This window comes from Pseudoalteromonas sp. NCCP-2140 (assembly GCF_023708065.1).
Classification (GTDB): domain Bacteria; phylum Pseudomonadota; class Gammaproteobacteria; order Enterobacterales; family Alteromonadaceae; genus Pseudoalteromonas.
On the sequence record NZ_BRCZ01000001.1, the window covers coordinates 191,007 to 207,517 of the forward strand.

The 16,511-nt window shown below is 40.0% G+C and carries 15 protein-coding genes; 6 read left to right on the top strand and 9 right to left on the bottom strand.

The genetic code is table 11. The features are described from left to right. The first annotated feature begins 15 nt into the window (after positions 1-15). From NFU46_RS00955 to NFU46_RS00965, 3 genes are all read left to right on the top strand, one after another. Positions 16-576, top strand: a complete 561-nt coding sequence (locus tag NFU46_RS00955; RefSeq protein ID WP_055021034.1) for an RNA polymerase sigma factor — start codon at positions 16-18, stop codon at positions 574-576. Further along, complete coding sequence (locus NFU46_RS00960; RefSeq protein ID WP_251598827.1) at positions 573-1,643, top strand: FecR family protein; 1,071 nt, start codon at positions 573-575, stop codon at positions 1,641-1,643. Before NFU46_RS00955 ends, NFU46_RS00960 begins: the two co-directional genes overlap by 4 nt. A 125-nt stretch (positions 1,644-1,768) precedes the next feature. After that, a complete protein-coding gene (locus tag NFU46_RS00965) occupies positions 1,769-4,675 on the top strand; it encodes a TonB-dependent receptor plug domain-containing protein (RefSeq protein ID WP_370317257.1) in 2,907 nt (968 codons plus the stop codon). Between the two features lie 58 nt (positions 4,676-4,733). Here the strand turns inward: NFU46_RS00965 and NFU46_RS00970 are convergent, their stop codons facing one another. Beyond that, positions 4,734-5,132: a biopolymer transporter ExbD gene (locus NFU46_RS00970; protein ID WP_055021032.1), complete on the bottom strand. Its 399-nt coding sequence runs from the start codon at positions 5,130-5,132 to the stop codon at positions 4,734-4,736. A gap of 289 nt (positions 5,133-5,421) precedes the next feature. On the opposite strand from NFU46_RS00970, the gene NFU46_RS00975 reads away from it, so the two are divergent. Both NFU46_RS00975 and NFU46_RS00980 read left to right on the top strand, forming a co-directional pair. Then, a complete protein-coding gene (locus tag NFU46_RS00975; protein WP_251598844.1) occupies positions 5,422-6,399 on the top strand; it encodes a catalase family peroxidase in 978 nt (325 codons plus the stop codon). Between the two features lie 187 nt (positions 6,400-6,586). Beyond that, the gene (locus NFU46_RS00980; protein ID WP_058584874.1) at positions 6,587-7,036 is read left to right on the top strand and encodes a GNAT family N-acetyltransferase; all 450 of its coding nucleotides are present in this window, start codon (positions 6,587-6,589) and stop codon (positions 7,034-7,036) included. A 297-nt stretch (positions 7,037-7,333) separates the two neighbouring features. On the opposite strand, the gene NFU46_RS00985 is transcribed toward NFU46_RS00980, so the two are convergent. The 8 genes from NFU46_RS00985 to NFU46_RS01020 all read right to left on the bottom strand — a co-directional run bounded on the left by NFU46_RS00985 (position 7,334) and on the right by NFU46_RS01020 (position 15,370). Beyond that, positions 7,334-8,158, bottom strand: coding sequence for a Cthe_2314 family HEPN domain-containing protein (locus NFU46_RS00985; protein WP_199528947.1), 825 nt, complete (start codon positions 8,156-8,158; stop codon positions 7,334-7,336). Position 8,159: 1 nt separating this feature from the next. After that, a complete protein-coding gene (locus NFU46_RS00990; RefSeq protein WP_251598847.1) occupies positions 8,160-9,386 on the bottom strand; it encodes a DUF3644 domain-containing protein in 1,227 nt (408 codons plus the stop codon). Between the two features lie 316 nt (positions 9,387-9,702). After that, positions 9,703-10,146, bottom strand: a complete 444-nt coding sequence (locus NFU46_RS00995; protein WP_058584881.1) for a PA2169 family four-helix-bundle protein — start codon at positions 10,144-10,146, stop codon at positions 9,703-9,705. 186 nt (positions 10,147-10,332) lie between these two features. After that, positions 10,333-11,271 carry a LysR family transcriptional regulator gene (locus NFU46_RS01000; protein ID WP_054554698.1) on the bottom strand — a complete coding sequence of 313 codons (939 nt, stop codon included), beginning with the start codon at positions 11,269-11,271 and terminating at the stop codon, positions 10,333-10,335. A gap of 16 nt (positions 11,272-11,287) precedes the next feature. Then, a complete protein-coding gene (gene aceK, locus NFU46_RS01005; RefSeq protein ID WP_054554699.1) occupies positions 11,288-13,012 on the bottom strand; it encodes a bifunctional isocitrate dehydrogenase kinase/phosphatase in 1,725 nt (574 codons plus the stop codon). Positions 13,013-13,103: 91 nt separating this feature from the next. Further along, positions 13,104-13,583, bottom strand: a complete 480-nt coding sequence (locus NFU46_RS01010; RefSeq protein WP_251598850.1) for a DUF4124 domain-containing protein — start codon at positions 13,581-13,583, stop codon at positions 13,104-13,106. Positions 13,584-13,658: 75 nt separating this feature from the next. Further along, positions 13,659-15,152 (bottom strand): DUF3413 domain-containing protein, encoded by a 1,494-nt coding sequence (locus tag NFU46_RS01015; protein ID WP_054561351.1) that lies wholly within the window; start codon positions 15,150-15,152, stop codon positions 13,659-13,661. Between the two features lie 5 nt (positions 15,153-15,157). After that, entirely contained in the window at positions 15,158-15,370 is a 213-nt protein-coding gene (locus tag NFU46_RS01020) for a DUF1414 domain-containing protein (protein ID WP_036967930.1), read from the bottom strand. Between the two features lie 63 nt (positions 15,371-15,433). Between NFU46_RS01020 and yejK the strand changes: the two genes are divergently transcribed. Next, complete coding sequence (yejK, locus tag NFU46_RS01025; RefSeq protein ID WP_054554703.1) at positions 15,434-16,450, top strand: nucleoid-associated protein YejK; 1,017 nt, start codon at positions 15,434-15,436, stop codon at positions 16,448-16,450. The last annotated feature ends 61 nt before the right edge of the window (positions 16,451-16,511 follow it).

Genomic DNA, 16,511 nt, shown 5'->3' on the forward strand with positions numbered 1-16,511 from the left:
AAAGGTGAGTTAAGGATGACAGATCAAACTGGGGTTATCACCGCTTTTACCGAGATATCGAGCAAGCTTAGGCGCTTTGTATCACGTATCGTCAGCCCTGATGATGTAGAAGATATTGTGCAAGAGACGTTTATAAAAAGTTATGAAGCTGATCTTAAGCAAAATATCGAATATACTCACAGTTACATGCTGAAAACGGCTAAGCATTTGGCGCTTAATCATATCGCTAAATGGGACAATAAATACAAAGAATCGTTAGATGAACAACAGCAGGTTGAGCATCACATGCGTTCAATGGCACTTGAAGATGAAGTGACTTCTAAAGAGCGTTTTTTGTTTTTTTGCCGAGTGACTAACGAATTAAGCCCTCAGGTTAAAAAATGTTTTATCTTAAAAAAAGTCTATGGTTTAAGCCAAAAGGAAATTGCAGCTAAAATGAGTCTTAGCGAAAGTACTGTTGAAAAACATATAGCCAAAGGCTTATTACATGTTCACCGAGCAATGAAATCACACGACGTACAACCACAGGCATTTACCCCTACCACAGAGTTCACTGCAAAAGAGGTGAACAAATGAGTAATGTCCATCCATTTTCATCAAAAGACATGATTCAAGAGCAAGCGAGTCAATGGATCAGTGCAATTGATCGTGGCCTATCTAAAGATGAAGTAAGCCAATTACATTTGTGGGCTCACCAAAGTGCGGCTCATCAAGAGGCATTGTTTGAACTTGCGACCTTATGGGATGAAATGAGTGTGCTTAATGAGTTAAGCAGTTTGTTTCCTTACAAAGCACCGCAAAAACAACCTACAGTGTTTGGTATGGCAACCGCTGCCAGCTTTTTAGTAGCGATGCTGCTTGGTTCTATCATGCTTATTTATTCAAGCTATTGGCAAAGTGAAGAAAACGACTACGCCAAATTTAGCAAAATTTACCGAACCAAAGTGGGTGAGCAAGCTGAATTTGTGCTGCCAGACAGCACTATTGTTCAGCTCAATACCAATACTAAACTCGAAGTTGCCTACTCAGGCGATCGCCGTCAGTTGATTTTGAGCCGCGGTGAAGGGCGCTTTAATGTTGCCAAAGATCCGAGCCGTCCTTTTACGGTTATTGCGGGTGATAAATCATTTACAGCACTTGGTACGGTGTTTAATGTTCAAAGAAATACTGCTTCAGACCTAGAACTAGTGGTGACTGAAGGCAAGGTGATGATTGCTGATCCGAGTACTCTGGTTGATGCTAGCGACTTTAATCGTTTAAAAGATGCCACAGATAACAGTGCAGATATTAAAGCGCTTCGCGCTAATGTTGTTGTATCTGGTGAGAAAGCACTGATAAAACAAAGTAAAACAGAGCCAATTAAACAGTTATCGGTTGATGACGTACAACGTGATTTGGCATGGCAACAAGAAATGCTGATTTTTAATGGCGAGTCTTTAGGCGAAGCACTGCAAGAAGTAAGTCGTTATACTGCCACACGTTTTGAATTAAATGATCCAGAGCTTGCCTCATTAAAAGTGGCTGGTGTGTTTAAAACTGGCGACATTAAAGGTTTGCTTGATTCTTTACAGGCCAACTTAGGTGTAGAACATCAACGTTTAGGTGAACATCGTGTTAGCTTAACTATCGCTGCAAAAGGTTAGTTCTGTCTATGAGAATACGCCAATGTAATGATGTTAATTGTGCGCCACCTTCTCGTCACAAAAAATTAATTAAAAAAAAGTTAAATTTACATAGCGGATTTTTCTTCCTCACTTGTTTGTTTAAATTGCGCAGTAAGCAATTGCCGTTGTTACCTGCCTCTTTTGTTATTTATGGCCTCACAGCAGGCCAAGTAGCAATAGCGGCTGAAAAACAAATGCTTCAGTTTGACATCAAAGCGCAACGAGCTGATTTGGCGTTAATCGAATTTGCAAAGCAAACCGAACAAACAGTCATTTTTTCTTTCGAATTAGCAAAGCAATATCAAGCGCAATCTGTGTTTGGTTTTTACACCAAACTTGATGCACTGAATGCGATGCTAGAAGGCACTGAGCTCGATGCGGTTGTTGATCAACAAGGCTTGCTGAGTATAAAACTCAAACAAGTAGATAGGATAGATAATAACATGATCAAAGTATCAGGGGTCAGCGCTGCAGTCGTGCCATTACTGCTTGCCGCCAATACGCAAGCGTTAGCAGAAGATCAATCAGCAGAACAAAACATCGAAAAAATTGCCGTTGTCGGTAGCCGTGTAGCAGGACGCTCGGTTGAAGATTTACCGGTTCCGGTTGATATTTTAAGTGCCGAAGCACTCGAGAATACAGGTCAAACAGAAGTAGGCCGTATGCTTCAGGCCATTGCACCGTCTTTTAACTTTTCAAGCTCGTCTATCAGTGATGGTACTGATGCACTTCGTCCTGCAACATTACGTGGCTTAGGGCCAGATCAAACCTTAGTTCTTATCAATGGTAAACGCCGTCACCAAGCGAGCCTTATTCACATTAATACGTCAGTAGGTCGTGGTACGGCGGGTACCGACATGAATGCTATTCCTGCTGCTGCAATCAAACGTATTGAAGTATTACGTGATGGTGCTGCTGCGCAATATGGTTCAGATGCCATTGCAGGTGTTATTAATATCGTATTAAAAGACGCTGAAGAGGGCGGTAAAGCAGCTATTAATTACGGTGAGTATTCAGAAGGCGATGGTGAAACTGTAACTGTTGATTTCAACAAAGGTTTTGCGTTAGGTGATGAAGGTTATTTAAATACCACAATCAACTACCGTGACCGTGCGCCGACAAACCGTGCAGGCCTTCATGGCTCATGTCAATTTTACGGCTGTACTGAACTTGATGACGGTACGCTATTAGCAGGCGACCCTCGTGAGTTAACGGCACCTCGTGATACGTTTAGAATTGGTGATGCAGATTCACAACAATTTGCTCTAACCGTTAATACTGGCTATGAGCTTGCTGGTGGTGAGCTATATGGCTTTATCACTTATTCAAATCGTGAAAACGAATCAGCTGCGTTTTTCCGTCACAACGCTAATGCTAATGGTAACCCTGTATTACAAGATGGTGATGCAACCATTCCTATGGGTTTCTTACCGAAAATTAATACTGTCATTGATGACGTATCTTATAACTTTGGTTATAAAAAATCGTTCGATAATGACTCAAGCATTGATTTATCGTACACCTACGGTGAAAACAGCATTGATTACACAACCAGTGACACTATCAACGGCTCTTACGCTAACTACCTTCGCTATGACCAAGGTTTAACGGCTGATGAAATTCGTGCCACTATTCCTCGTTCAGCATATGCATATGGTCTTGAATTATCACTGCAAACTCTAAACCTTGATTACACTAAAGATTACGACAACTTCTCATTAGCACTAGGTGCTGAGCTTCGTACTGATGAGTTCCGTATTCTTGAAGGTAGCGAATACGCATACCGTGATTACGACACTGTTGATGGTATGAGCATCTATTCTGGCTTAAATGGCGGGGTAGGTAGTGTTGACGCTGCAAGCGGCACGCAAGGTTTTGGTGGTTCAGATCCGGCATCATCAGTTGATGAGTCGCGCGATGTGATCTCATTCTATATGGATGCAGAAACCTATGTTATCGATGATGTAATTATTTCAGGTGCGGTACGTTACGATAATTACAAAGGCTTTGGCGATACAGTTAACTTTAAGTTAGCGGGTAACTGGTCTGTGACTGAAGATGTGTCTTTACGCGGTGCATTAAGCACAGGTTTTAGAGCACCTTCTATGCAACAACTTTACTTTAATAACGTAAGTACACAGTTTGTTGTAGGCGATGATGGCAGCTTAGTGGCTGAGCAAGTAGGTACGTTTAGAAACGACAGTACCTTAGCGCAATCAATTGGTATTCCTAAGTTAAAAGAAGAGAAATCACAAAACCGTAGCTTAGGTATTGTGTATAACGTAACCGACAATATCAATTTAACCGTTGATTACTACTCGATTGATATCGACGACCGTATCGTTATTTCTAACCGTTTAGGTAAAGGTTTATCAGATACGCTCGATGCTGCACTTGAAAGTTCAGGCGCAGGTGCGGGTCAGTTCTTCTTAAATGGTGCAGACACAGAAACAGAAGGTGTTGATTTAGTTGCCACATGGAACACAGAAGGCCTTGGCGGTACGCTAGATTTCACCTTTGCTGCTAACTTCACTAAAACTGATGTGGTTGATTTATTTACGCCATCAGGCAGTGGTCTTGAGACTATTCCGGTAGAAGATGTGTTTTCTGCTCAAGAAACATCAATTATTGAAGAATGGCAACCAGAAGACCGCATTAACTTAAGCGCGCTTTACCGTTTAGAAGATTGGACTGTAAACCTATCTCTAAACCGTTACGGCGAATACACAGTTGAAGATGGTGGCCGCCAAACATACGGTGCTGAAATCTTAACTGATGTTAAAGTTAACTACTTCTTTAACGAAAACCTGTCATTTAACATTGGTGCAAATAACTTATTTGATGTTTACCCAGATAAGAACACCATTGGTAATTCACGCTCGGGTACGATTGTTGATGCTAGCGGCAACACAATTGTTTCAAGCCCTGGTGTATTCACTTACTCACGTCGTTCAGCACCATTTGGCTTTAACGGTGCGTACTACTACGTAGGTGCAGAGTACAAGTTCTAAACTCCCTTTAGATTCCTTTATTATTTAACTTGCAAAGGGCCGTTAGGCCCTTTTTTAGTTATAAAGACGTGCTTATAGAAATTGGCACATCTTGATATTGTTTTATTTTATCAAGCAAGGTTACTAAGGTTTTGTGGCTGCTTTGCTCACTTGCTGTTACTTGCACGTTGGTCATTTCAAACTGTGCGGCAAATAACGCAAGGTTAGCGATTATCTGCTCTGGTGTGATAAGCCGGTTTGCAAAGTAAATACTGTCGTTTTCAGTGATTGTAAATTGCGCTTGTTTTTTAGGGTTTTCAAGACTTGGTTTTGCTAAAGGGCGATTGACTTCAATAGCGCGCTCTTTAACAAATGAGGTTGTGACGATAAAAAATATCAGCAAGATAAACACAATATCGAGCATTGGAGTCATATCTACATCAGCGTTTGCAGTGGTTTTTTTATGTTGTTTCACCATAATTAGGTCCTTGTTGTTTTTGACCAAGCCACAAAATTTACGATTAAGTGGACTAGCCATAGTCGTGTTAAGAACACGGATTATTTTTAAAATGCTGGGCGCCACAGCAGTTTTTAGGATCCTAAATTTAAAGTTAGCAGCTTTTAAAAAAACGGTGGTTAAATAAATATTCTAAGTTTATTAAATGTTTGTAGCGTTTTTGTTGGTAAAAATATTTATTAGCTTTGATGAAATGATTTTCAGGTTAGTCTGGTCATTTTTGTTGGAACTAAGTTTAAAGGATGGATAAATGCTAAAAATTAAGTCTTTAGTTTGTGCTATGTACCTTGTTTTACCAACAGCAAGTTTTGCTGAGCAACCAGTAAACGGGCAAGATTTTATTAATTTATTTGAAAAGCTTTCAGGTAAGCAGCCCGGAATCAGAAAAGGTCACGCCAAAGGTGTTTGCGCTGTTGGCACATTTACACCTAATCAAGCAGCAAAGCAGTATTCAATCAGCCCTTTATTTAACGCACCATCAAAAGCAAATATTCGCTTTTCTATGGGCGGTGGTAACCCTCATGCTGATGAAACATCACGCTCGCCGCGTGGAATGGGGGTGCAGTTTGTACTAGAAAATGGTGATGTGCACAATATTGCAGGGCTTACTACGCCAGTATTTGCAGGGAACAGCCCAGAAGCATTTTTTGGTTTGCTAAGTACCTTAGTACCTGACGAAAAAACAGGTCAAATCGATTTTGCTAAAGTAAAAGCATACAGAGAACAAAACCCAAGTACCTTAGGGCAATTTAATTGGCTACAAAGCCATAACCCGCCAGCCTCGTATGTGTCTTCTCGTTATTTTGGTGTGCATACCTTTTACATGGTTGATGAAAAGGGCGCTAAGCATGCCTTTAGGTGGACCATGGTGCCAGAAGAGCCAGAACAGGTGCTAACAGAAGAGCAAATGAAAACCTTCCCTAAATCATTTCTGGCTAAGCGACTTGAAGAGGATTTAGCAAAAGGTAAGGTGCATTATCGTTTTCAAGCTGAATTAGCTGAGCACGGCGATGCATTAACGGACCCTTCAGTACGATGGCCTGCTGATCGCAAAACAATTAATTTAGGAAAGCTCACCATAGAATCAACAGGTGAGTCAGGTTGCGATCTCACAAATTATGACCCAAATCTATTATCTAAAGGGTTTATGCCAAGTGATGACAAAGTACTTAAGCTACGCTCAACAGCCTATGCTATTTCATTTGCTAAGCGTTTAACGGGGCAATAAAAAACTAAATCGCTTGGCGGTGCTCCCGATTATTTGATTACCAAATAAACTTGGTGGTTTAACGACCAAGCGATTGTAATTTAAAAGTTGTCGTCAATAGTTAAAGTCATATTTTTCAATTATGTATTGTTTTTATACACTTTACCCATATCTATACATTTACTGAAAAATAAATAAAGGGAATTTTATGAATGTAACTTTGCGTGATGTTACGAAGGATAATTGGCTGGATGTAATTCACTTAGAAATAACTAAAGAGCAAGAGGATTACGTAGCGTTAAATTCAGAGTCTATCGCTGAATCAAGCTTCTATCCCCATTATGTTAATCGGGCAATATATCGTGAAGATGAGGTTGTCGGTTTTATTCAATATTACCAAGAGCTTGAAGAAGGGCTACCTGATGAGTTTTACATTGCTCAGTTTATGGTTGATGTAAAATATCAAGGCCAAGGTATAGGTAAAATCGCAACAGAATTAGTAATTAACGAGATGAAAAAAATTCCAGAATGTAAAAAAATAACCATACTCTACATGCCTGGCCACCATACGATGCGCAAATTTTATTCTCAGTTTGGTTTTGTGGTCACAGAAGAGGACGATGAAGACGGTGTTGTAATGGAACTTGATGTTAAATAGTTGAAACGCTTTTTAGGAGAGCTTAGTTATCATCAACCTTTATTATATCTTGTCAGATTTGTTTTTAGTCCTTAATAAAATCTGACAGTTTAATATGCGCAAGAAGTATAGTGTCGGATTAACTCGTTTTTGGACATAAATGAGTCAGTGGCTTTTCCACTCATCCTCTATAGTTCGAAAAATATTACTTTAAGAAACAGTAAAGCGCTTAATAAGTTAATTTACAAGCTGCCGCACCTCTGACATTTATAGCAACAATCATAGTCGTGAATACTCAACTAATTCTATTTCAATAGGTTAGTTTTGATAAAACTTACTGTTGTAGTATTCCGCTCGCTCTATCAAACCCAATGCGTCTTTGCTTATACCATCTCCGGCTTTCATTTTTCCAATAAATGTCTCTTTAAACATCGGGTAAAGGTTTGAAAATATTTCAGTGAGCGTTGCCGACAGAACAGTTACAACTTGATGGAAATCGACCTCTATCTCCGTAATAACATTTTTGTGTTCCGCTTCGAGAACCAACTCCTCGCCGTCCGGTCCAGTATGCTTGCCTGAAACTCCAAAAGCTTCCATTGCACTTGCTGCATAATAAAATTCTGGGAGGCTCCCCAAAGCTCTTCTCTCTCCACGGTGAAAAAGTCTATCTCTTTCCTCTCGTAAATGTTTGCCCGCTTCAGCCACTTCATCGATTAGTTCTATTAACCTATTGTTAGTAATTATTTTTTCATTCCTAATTAACGTTTTTCTGGATACCTTACGCGGAGATAGGCCAACCTCACAAACCGATTCAATCAATAGAAATACGCAATCCCTAATCGATGTTACTCTACCTAACATGACATCTAGAATCGAACGCACCCAGTTGTAACGTGAAATATTTCCAAGTGGTGTTTCAACCGGAAGATTCGTCAATGACAATAATTGATAGATTGTTTCAAGTGACTTAAATGTATCGTTCAGGGCATTTGCCCTGTGATGGACGTGTAAAACGTAGTTTACGTCGGAAGGAGCTGTTCCAAATTCAAAATCTTGAAAGCAGAGCGGTTGGTATAAGTCGTACACAACACCGATGAATAGGCATCCGTCAAGAGTCTCACTATCAAACTTTATTTCTGACATATCAGCGCTTGTTCCTAAGTTGGTTGCGTCTAAATTCCTTAGCTGATTCCAGCCACTTGGGTTGCTTTAAATTGTCCACAAACCATCGGATGAATTTTTCAGAATAGCGAGGTCTCCCATCAATCACCCAACGCATATCAGACTTTGTCTGATAATTAATTTTGTGTTTATTCAGCACGGCCTGAAAAGCACCACTCTTTATTGAAATGATTGCCTGCCGTTTATTTATTTCGTCAAGGGTCTCTTTCGTATGGTAGGGGTGTGTAGCATCTGGATCTTTAGTCTTCGTGATTATAATAGCCCCTTCACCGGCATCACCCACACTAAGTGACAGATCGCTTTCATCTTCCCGCTTAACAAGCGCAAGCCTGTAGTCAACTGGGATTGAGAACTCTGTAGAATCAACCGTCTTCGATGTTTCGTCAAAGCGTTTAATGAATTTCGATACTGATTGAGCAGCATGCTTACCATACAACTTTTGAATTAATGCTACTTCTGGAGCGGGGCCATCTACAACCAAACTCAGCATACCCACACTTTGCCCAGCAAGAGGGGCATTACCCATTTCATGTCTATAACGTGTTTGATAGTTCAGAACGGTTGCTTGAAAAAGCCGGGACAATTGTGGCTGTAATTCTGGTATCAGCAGATGGATGGCGTGGTCACGTAAATCAATAATCGTCTCTAAATTGATTCTGACAGGATCTTTTTCTTGCAGCCTCCTTTTAACCGCATCTGAAATGGATATACTTCTATCCCCATCATTAAAAATTTTTTCATACCCTTCAGCCTTGAGTATTTCTGCTTTAAGTAACAGTTCCCAAGCATTGACCATCATGATTGCGAAGGCCTCAACACGGTTTTTCATACTTGGTCGGTTATATACCTCCAGCGCTAAAGTAAACGCATCGAGACTCCGACTAACCAGCTTGTCGTGAAACTGCTCTTCCGGTTTTTTTTGCTTAGTTTTCGCTGACTGACTCATTACGGCAAGGAACTCGTCATTTGATAAGGCGCTTATTCCTTCAATTCGGTATTTGGCACGTGAACCAGCATGAAAAATGTACTTATTAAGCAACTTCTCATTAATGTACTTGTTGATGGAGTTTTTACTATACGCGGTGCGTTGGGCTACCATCTCAGCGGTAAAGGTAGTGCCGTTTTCTTCAAACTCCCTTAAAACATCAGCCAAAGCGAGCTGGTTATTATTCCTTGCCAATTTATTCATATCCTTCTGTAGTTCTTGATAGAAGCAAGTTGTTGGTATACCTCTAAAGCAATAGACATTTTCAGTATTACTAAAATTAAGCCAACAGGCAAGTACCAACCAAAGCTAGTTCAGTCATGCGAAACACGAAAAGGGCAATAACTAGTTATGTCTTATGTCAGCTATTGGACTTTAGCCGAACTTTGGTATGGATGGTGGATTAGCTCTTAGTTGCCTTTCATTTGAAGCTATAACCAAGAAGTTAAATATTGATAAATAATAACAGTATATCTAACAGATAAAAGCCCAGCTTAACTGGGCTTTGCACTCTCACAATTTAATGCTTTTTCATTTTACTCATTTCAGCATGACAACTTTGAATTGTCAGCAGGGTTTTTGATAACGCGGCTTCACAATCATGGGGTTGTGGTTTTTTAAGCGCGTGTTTGATTTCGGCTAGTGTTTTATCTTCAACTTCTTCAAGTTCACTAACATAGGTGGCGTTTTTGTCGGCACCGAGTTTGGTGATTACTGATGTATAAGCTTTACGCGCTTCTACAGCAAAATCAGAGCCATTTTCGCGTTCGCCATTTTCGTTAATAGCATAAGGTTGTAAGCGCTCAACACTTACTTTACGCGCATCTATCATGCGTTGAAATAAGGCAATTATGCTTGGGTCGGTTACTTTTTCCTGAGCTTTTTCATAAAAATCGATACCGCTATTCATAACTTGGATGATATCTGCAATATGATGAACGTCTTGTCCTTGATGAGTATTCATAATGACCTCTTTTTGAATATTAAAAACAATGCAATTAGATACTTGCAAAGCATATTCCAGTTCATTACTTAAATATAAAGTTATTGTATTTCAGGTGGTTATTGGTTTTTAAGAGAAGGGGGACTGCTGATAAGCTAAGCTAACATCTTGCTTATCAGCAATAATTACAATCTGGTTGGTAAAATCTTACTTAAGCTCGTCGGCTACTTCTGCAACCTTTTGGCGTAACCAAATATGGCTTGCATCACGGTGTAATAGCGGGCTCCAAATCATATCTAGCTCAAATGGCGGAATAGGGAAAGGCGGCTCAAGAATTTTCAGGCCCGGATCATCTAAATAGATATTCGCCGCTTTTGAAGGCAGCGTTGCCACTAAGTTTTGTTCTTTCGCTAAGTGAATGGCTACGTGGTAGTTACGGGTAAAGGTGGCAATATTACGGTGTTTGCCAAAGTGAGCGAGCGCCTCATCTACCCAACCTAGCTTTTGCACATCTTTAGGGTCCATACCAACACCTACACCAAAGCCTGTTTTACTTACCCAGATATGACGCGCTTTTAAATAGCTGTCGAGGCTGAAGTCTTTGATAATTGGGTTATCTGCTTTTACTAGGCAACAAAAACTGTCTTTCCATATTTGTTTATAGTGAAACGATTGCGGTAAGTTTTCAAAACGGTTGATAGCCATATCTACCTTACCGTTTTCAACATCGTGGAAAGTTACATCACTTGGGGTCAAAATATCGAGAGTAGTATCGGGCGCTTCTTCGTGTAATTTACTTAATAAGCGTGGGGCAAGGGTACTTGCAGCATAGTCACTGGCCATGATACGAAAAACACGTTTACTTTGTGATGCTTCAAATTCGCGGTTTGGTGCAAGTGTTTCTTCAAGGGTCATTAAAATGCCGCGGATCACTGGCTGTAACTCTTTTGCGCGCTCTGTTGGTACCATACCTTCACTGGTACGCACTAAAATAGGGTCGTTAAATAAATTGCGGAGTCTTTTTAGGCCATTACTCATGGCAGGTTGGGTAATGCTTAGCTGGTTTGCAGCTTTAGTTACATTACACTCCCTTAGTAAAGTATCTAGGTAAACAAGTAAGTTTAAATCTATTTTACTTATATTCATTGTGTGTCCTTGGTGTTTACCAATAATGGATAAATCGTTGTGCAGCAGGGTATGGATAAATGTGGCTAACTACACCTTGCTTATAATTGTATTGTGCTTGTCGCCAATAGGCTGGATCTTCAAGCTCTGGGTGTGTACTCAATAAATACTGCTTATACACCGGGTTTGCTGTCACAAAGGTACATAATTGCTCTGGAAACACATCTTGTGGTGCCACAGAGTAACTTTGCTCATTGGTTAAGTAATCATCGTACGACTTTGCTTTTGGTAAGGCGCGAAAGTTCATGTCTGTTAGGTACTGAACTTCATCATAGTCGTAAAAAATAATGCGATTATGTTTACTTACCCCAAAGTTTTTCAACAGCATGTCGCCTGGGAAAATATTTACGGCGATCATTTCTTTTAAAGCTTGGCCATATTCTTCTATTGCTTCAAACGCTTGTTGTTCACTGGCATTTTCAAGATACAGATTTAACGGTGTCATCCGTCTTTCAATATATAAATGCTTGATGATTAACCATTCGCCTTCAATAATCATCGAAGAACCAATGGTTTTATGTAACTCTGCAAGTAATTTACTATCAAATCGGGCTAGTGGAAATACGACGTTCGAATACTCTATGGTGTCGGCCATGCGGCCAACACGGTCATGGCTTTTTACTAATTGATAGCGTTTTAATACGGTATCGCGGCCAAAGGGTTTGCTTTCACCAAAGGTGTCTTTAATGACTTTAAACACATATCCAAACGACGGCAGGGTAAATACCATCATCACCATACCCGGTGTACCAGGGGCAATTACAAGCTGATCGTTTGAATGATCTAAATGACTTAAAAACTCTCGGTAAAACTCGGTCTTACCTTGTTTATGAAAGCCTATTGCATTGTAAAGCTCTGCCAGGGTCTTGTTTGGCATAAGTTGATTTAAAAAGCGTACTAACGCTGATGGTGCATGGGTTTCAACCATAAAATAAGCACGGGCAAAACCAAAGATAACCCGCATTTGCGATGATTTGGTGAGTAGGGCATCGAGGTATAACCCTTTGTCTTCATGGTGTAACACCGCAATAATAAATGGCTGTACGCCACTTTCTGACACCACACGGCCAACAATATAAGCCGCTTTGTTACGGTAAAACGGGGCTTGCAGTATATCAAAACGCATTTGCCATGCTTGGTGATGTGTGTCGGGCGCTTGTTTATAAAAGGCTTTTACCAGCAAGCGAATATCGCGTTCTAAATCAACAAAGGGTGCCTTAAAATCAAACTGATTAATAATTTTGCGTATTGTGGGCCTTAAGCCATCAACAACAGGGTGGTAACTGCGGTATTCAACCTCCATTGGCAGTGCGGGAGCATCTGCAAGCGTTGCTTTTACAAAGATAAAGTCATTATTAAAATAACGACGATGAAATAAACGACAAAAAACAGAGTTGTAAAAGGTTTCGGCAAGTTCTGCTTGAGGGTGAAAGCGCAAAAATTGCTGATAGAGCTGTTTGGTTTCGAGCCAGCAGGTTTGATCTAAGGTAATAATTTGCTGTTCGTTGAGCGACTTGAGCTTAGCAATGGTTTCGTTAACCCGATCATCGTAATGGCTAATTCTGAGTTTGCTTATCTCATTTATTTTTTGCCAATCACGATGTGCAAACGCGAGTGGTGCTTTGGCAGTAATTGCTTGAAAGAGTTTATAGTGATTGCGAAACCCAGATAAAATTAACTCTGCAATGTGTTGTGGCTGCATATAAACTCCTTACTAATACCAACATAGAGCAATAACTCTATTGGTGTTAAGAATATGTTATTTATTCTTCAAACCCAATAGTAAAGTGTATTTAATTATAGCGAGCTAGTTTTTTCTCAAGTTTTGCGAGTTTTTTATTAACACTTTTCACGTCGCGCCCGTATTGCTTGTTAATTGCTTTTAGCTGTTTTTTAATGTCTTTATTAATTTGCTTCGCTTCTTTATCAGACAAAATTCGGTTTAAGCGCTGTTCTTGCTGATACTGAGCTCGGTCTCGATCACGGCTTAAAATATCTAAACGGTGTTTATAGCTGCGAATTTCAGCCTCGAGGTTCCTGATAATTTGCTGGCGCTCAAGCTCATTGAGCTCTTTAACAAAGTTTTGCGGAGCTTGTAAGTCTGGGTCGGTTACTTGAATTTTATGCTTGGTTGCACGGCTACCACAGGGGAACTCACTAAATACCGTGCCTCTGTCTGTGACACATTTATAGTATTCTGTGGTGGCAGCAAGTGATGTATTAGTAAAACAAACTAGTGTAAGTAATATTAGATAAATGATTATGGCTTTCATGACGTCCGTGTCTCCTAATCAAATAAGGTGTCTAATATTTAAAGCTAGCTCGAAATAATGATTTATCAATAAGCGCTAGGGCGTATATCGTTTCAGCTTTTTAATGCTTTGCACTAAGAACGGAATATCGAGCCCTTGTTCAATGGCAAAGCCTTGCGCTGCTGAAATGTTTTTAAAGTTACCGTCTGAATCTATCAGAGTAATTCTGTCTTTTTTAAATGCGATGAACACATTTTGCGAGTAATTCACACCGGTGTCGTCATGGCGTTTGTATAAGTTACTACCCAACATGCTTTGTTTTGCGAGTGTTTTACAACCAAGGTAATGCCCCACGCTGGTGGCGATAATATCACTTGGTTGAATAAGGCCTTCGGTTTGTACAACTTTTTTATCTGAGCTGTATAAGCGAGAGGCTGTAACAATACCATTGCTCTGCTGTGCAAGACTAAAAGCAAATACGGCATTAGCAGATTCACGCGCTTGTGTTGTAGCGTCTGCGCGTACAAGGCGAACCGCTGGGTTTTGGTCGTCGTTATTAATAAACTCGAATTGCTCAAAACCATTAATTTGAATTGAGCGATTATCAGCAAGCCACACAGGTAGTTGCTGTTTGTCTAGAATAGGGGCTTTGTAAAATGCTGGCAGGCCATACACTAAACTAAATAACGTATCTTCTGTTTCTACAGGTTGTAAGAACAAGTCTGTCTTGCGTAGTGCAGGCTCAGTGGCAACAAATTGCTCAAGGTCAGCATTATTTTCAAATACTAAAATATCGATAGTCGCACTCGACTCAGCTTTACACTCGGCAAGTGGAGTAGGTGCTAAGTAATCAATATTATGTGGGTCAAGTCTTACATCGTGTGCTTCTTTGTAGCTTTCTAGATCTAGCAAATCGTTTTTAGCTAATAAGCTTTTTGCTGTAGTAGGGTAAGACAACGGCAATACATTATCTTGTTTAGTGATATCAAATTTTAAATTGGCATCTGCCCAAATATGAATACTGTGGCTAAGTGCAAAGCACACTAAAATTGTGCTGGTTGCATAGCGCGGGAACTTATATTGTTTTAAGCGTGCCAAATGGTGCCAGGTGTAGTTACTGACTAATAATTGGAACGCTAAAATTAGCAGCACAATGCCGCCTGCAAGAATCGTTGTTAATGCTGGTGAGCTTGTTAAGCGGTGCCACAACAAAGAAACGATTTCAGGTAGAGCAGACGTATTTAAGTGATAACCCAAGTTAAAATATACATAGGCATCAAGCGTTAAGAATGACGCACCTAGGGTTGCAATAATGGCTGCCATCCCTCGGATATGCCGAGGGTATGGAAACACTAAGCTTAATGGAAATATCGTTAAAACAAAGGCAATAAAAGTAATAAAACTGGTGTGGCTTAACCAGGTCACGAGCATATATAAATAGCCCATGAAGGTTGTCGGTGCACTGTCTGCAACTAAGTAGCTTAAGCTAATAAATAGCACTAAACCTATGTTTGCAAAGGTGAACCAATGGCCCCAACTTAAAAGCTGACTTACTTTTGAAGAAAACTGACTTTGTTGCGATAAATTCATAAATCTTATTTAACCGACTGTGCTAATGCTTTGGCAAAGTTGTCGGCAACAGCTTGTCTTTTCTCTGATGGTACATGCTCTTTTAAAATATGCGTGATAGAATTTCCTAAACACATAAGGCTTAAATCAACAGGCGCTTTGTGCTCTGTTAGTACATCAATCAGCTGATCAACGATTTGTTCTACTTGCTCATTAGAATATTTTGATATGATAGGCATCAGTTGGTTCGATAAAAAGAGTTATATTCCCGTATTTTAACACCAGAGGCGTGAAAAACAAAGATGACAATAGATGTTAAAAAATTAGTCGTTCATTATGTAGACAAAAAAGATGACGATACAGATATTCATTTACGCAATGATGAGATGGTTGTTAACGATAAAGTAGCCGTTTTTATCGAGCAGCTACACCATGCATATAATGGTAAGCCAGGTAAAGGCTACTGTGCATTCAGCGGCGAGAAAAACAGCATTGTTGCTTCGGCAATGCAAAGTTACCGTAACGACGAACTTGGCTTTTGGCACATGACAGAGCAAGCAACGAATGTGCTAAAAGAAGAGTTAAATAAGTATGCCTTTAACGAAACGGGTTATTTAGTTTTTTGCCATTATCAATATGTTGCAAGTGACTTCTTGTTAATTGCGATGATCAATATTAAAGAGCATTACTCAATTACTTCTGAGCTTGATTTAGCTTCATCTCGTCACTTAGATATTTCGCGTATGCAACTAGCTGCACGTGTCGATTTAACTGCGTGGGATACGCAACCAGAAGATAATCGCTATGTGTCGTTTATTAAAGGTCGTGCAGGTCGTAAAGTGGCTGACTTCTTTTTAGACTTTTTAGGCTGCGAAGAGGGCATTGATCCTAAACAGCAAAGCCAAGTTATGCTTAGTGCTGTAGAAGACTATTTATCTGAGCAACAATACGACAAGTCAGAAAAAGACGAGCTACGTAAGCAAGTTTTTGATTACTGTAATGATTGCGTAACCACCGGTGAAGATGCCAACGTTAAAGAGCTTTCTGCAACCTTATCGAAAAATGACGACAGCCCATTTGAAAGCTTCTGCCAAGAGCAAAGCTATGACTTAGAAGAGTCGTTCCCTGTTGATAAGAAAACAGTCACTAGTATGGTGAAGTTCTCTGGCATGGGCGGCGGTGTTAGCGTGAGCTTTGAACGTAAACACTTAGGTGAGCGCGTCATGTATAACGAAGCAACCGATACACTAGTGATCAAAGGTATTCCACCTAATCTTAAAGACCAGCTTCAGCGCTTTATGGAGCAAGACGAAAGTTAATTTGGCTCAAGCTTAAAGCTCTAAGTTTTAAGCGATAAGCTTATAAATACTCGTTTTATAG

What these genes read in the sequence shown, in the direction of transcription:
- NFU46_RS00980 (WP_058584874.1), top strand. Translation starts at nt 6,587, where the DNA reads ATGAATGTAACTTTGCGTGATGTTACGAAGGATAATTGGCTGGATGTA.
- NFU46_RS00985 (WP_199528947.1), bottom strand. Translation starts at nt 8,158, where the DNA reads ATGTCAGAAATAAAGTTTGATAGTGAGACTCTTGACGGATGCCTATTC.
- NFU46_RS01015 (WP_054561351.1), bottom strand. Translation starts at nt 15,152, where the DNA reads ATGAATTTATCGCAACAAAGTCAGTTTTCTTCAAAAGTAAGTCAGCTT.
- aceK (WP_054554699.1), bottom strand. Translation starts at nt 13,012, where the DNA reads ATGCAGCCACAACACATTGCAGAGTTAATTTTATCTGGGTTTCGCAAT.
- NFU46_RS00960 (WP_251598827.1), top strand. Translation starts at nt 573, where the DNA reads ATGAGTAATGTCCATCCATTTTCATCAAAAGACATGATTCAAGAGCAA.
- NFU46_RS00990 (WP_251598847.1), bottom strand. Translation starts at nt 9,386, where the DNA reads ATGAATAAATTGGCAAGGAATAATAACCAGCTCGCTTTGGCTGATGTT.
- NFU46_RS00955 (WP_055021034.1), top strand. Translation starts at nt 16, where the DNA reads ATGACAGATCAAACTGGGGTTATCACCGCTTTTACCGAGATATCGAGC.
- NFU46_RS01020 (WP_036967930.1), bottom strand. Translation starts at nt 15,370, where the DNA reads ATGCCTATCATATCAAAATATTCTAATGAGCAAGTAGAACAAATCGTT.
- NFU46_RS01010 (WP_251598850.1), bottom strand. Translation starts at nt 13,583, where the DNA reads ATGAAAGCCATAATCATTTATCTAATATTACTTACACTAGTTTGTTTT.
- NFU46_RS00995 (WP_058584881.1), bottom strand. Translation starts at nt 10,146, where the DNA reads ATGAATACTCATCAAGGACAAGACGTTCATCATATTGCAGATATCATC.
- NFU46_RS00975 (WP_251598844.1), top strand. Translation starts at nt 5,422, where the DNA reads ATGCTAAAAATTAAGTCTTTAGTTTGTGCTATGTACCTTGTTTTACCA.
- yejK (WP_054554703.1), top strand. Translation starts at nt 15,434, where the DNA reads ATGACAATAGATGTTAAAAAATTAGTCGTTCATTATGTAGACAAAAAA.
- NFU46_RS00970 (WP_055021032.1), bottom strand. Translation starts at nt 5,132, where the DNA reads ATGGTGAAACAACATAAAAAAACCACTGCAAACGCTGATGTAGATATG.
- NFU46_RS01000 (WP_054554698.1), bottom strand. Translation starts at nt 11,271, where the DNA reads ATGAATATAAGTAAAATAGATTTAAACTTACTTGTTTACCTAGATACT.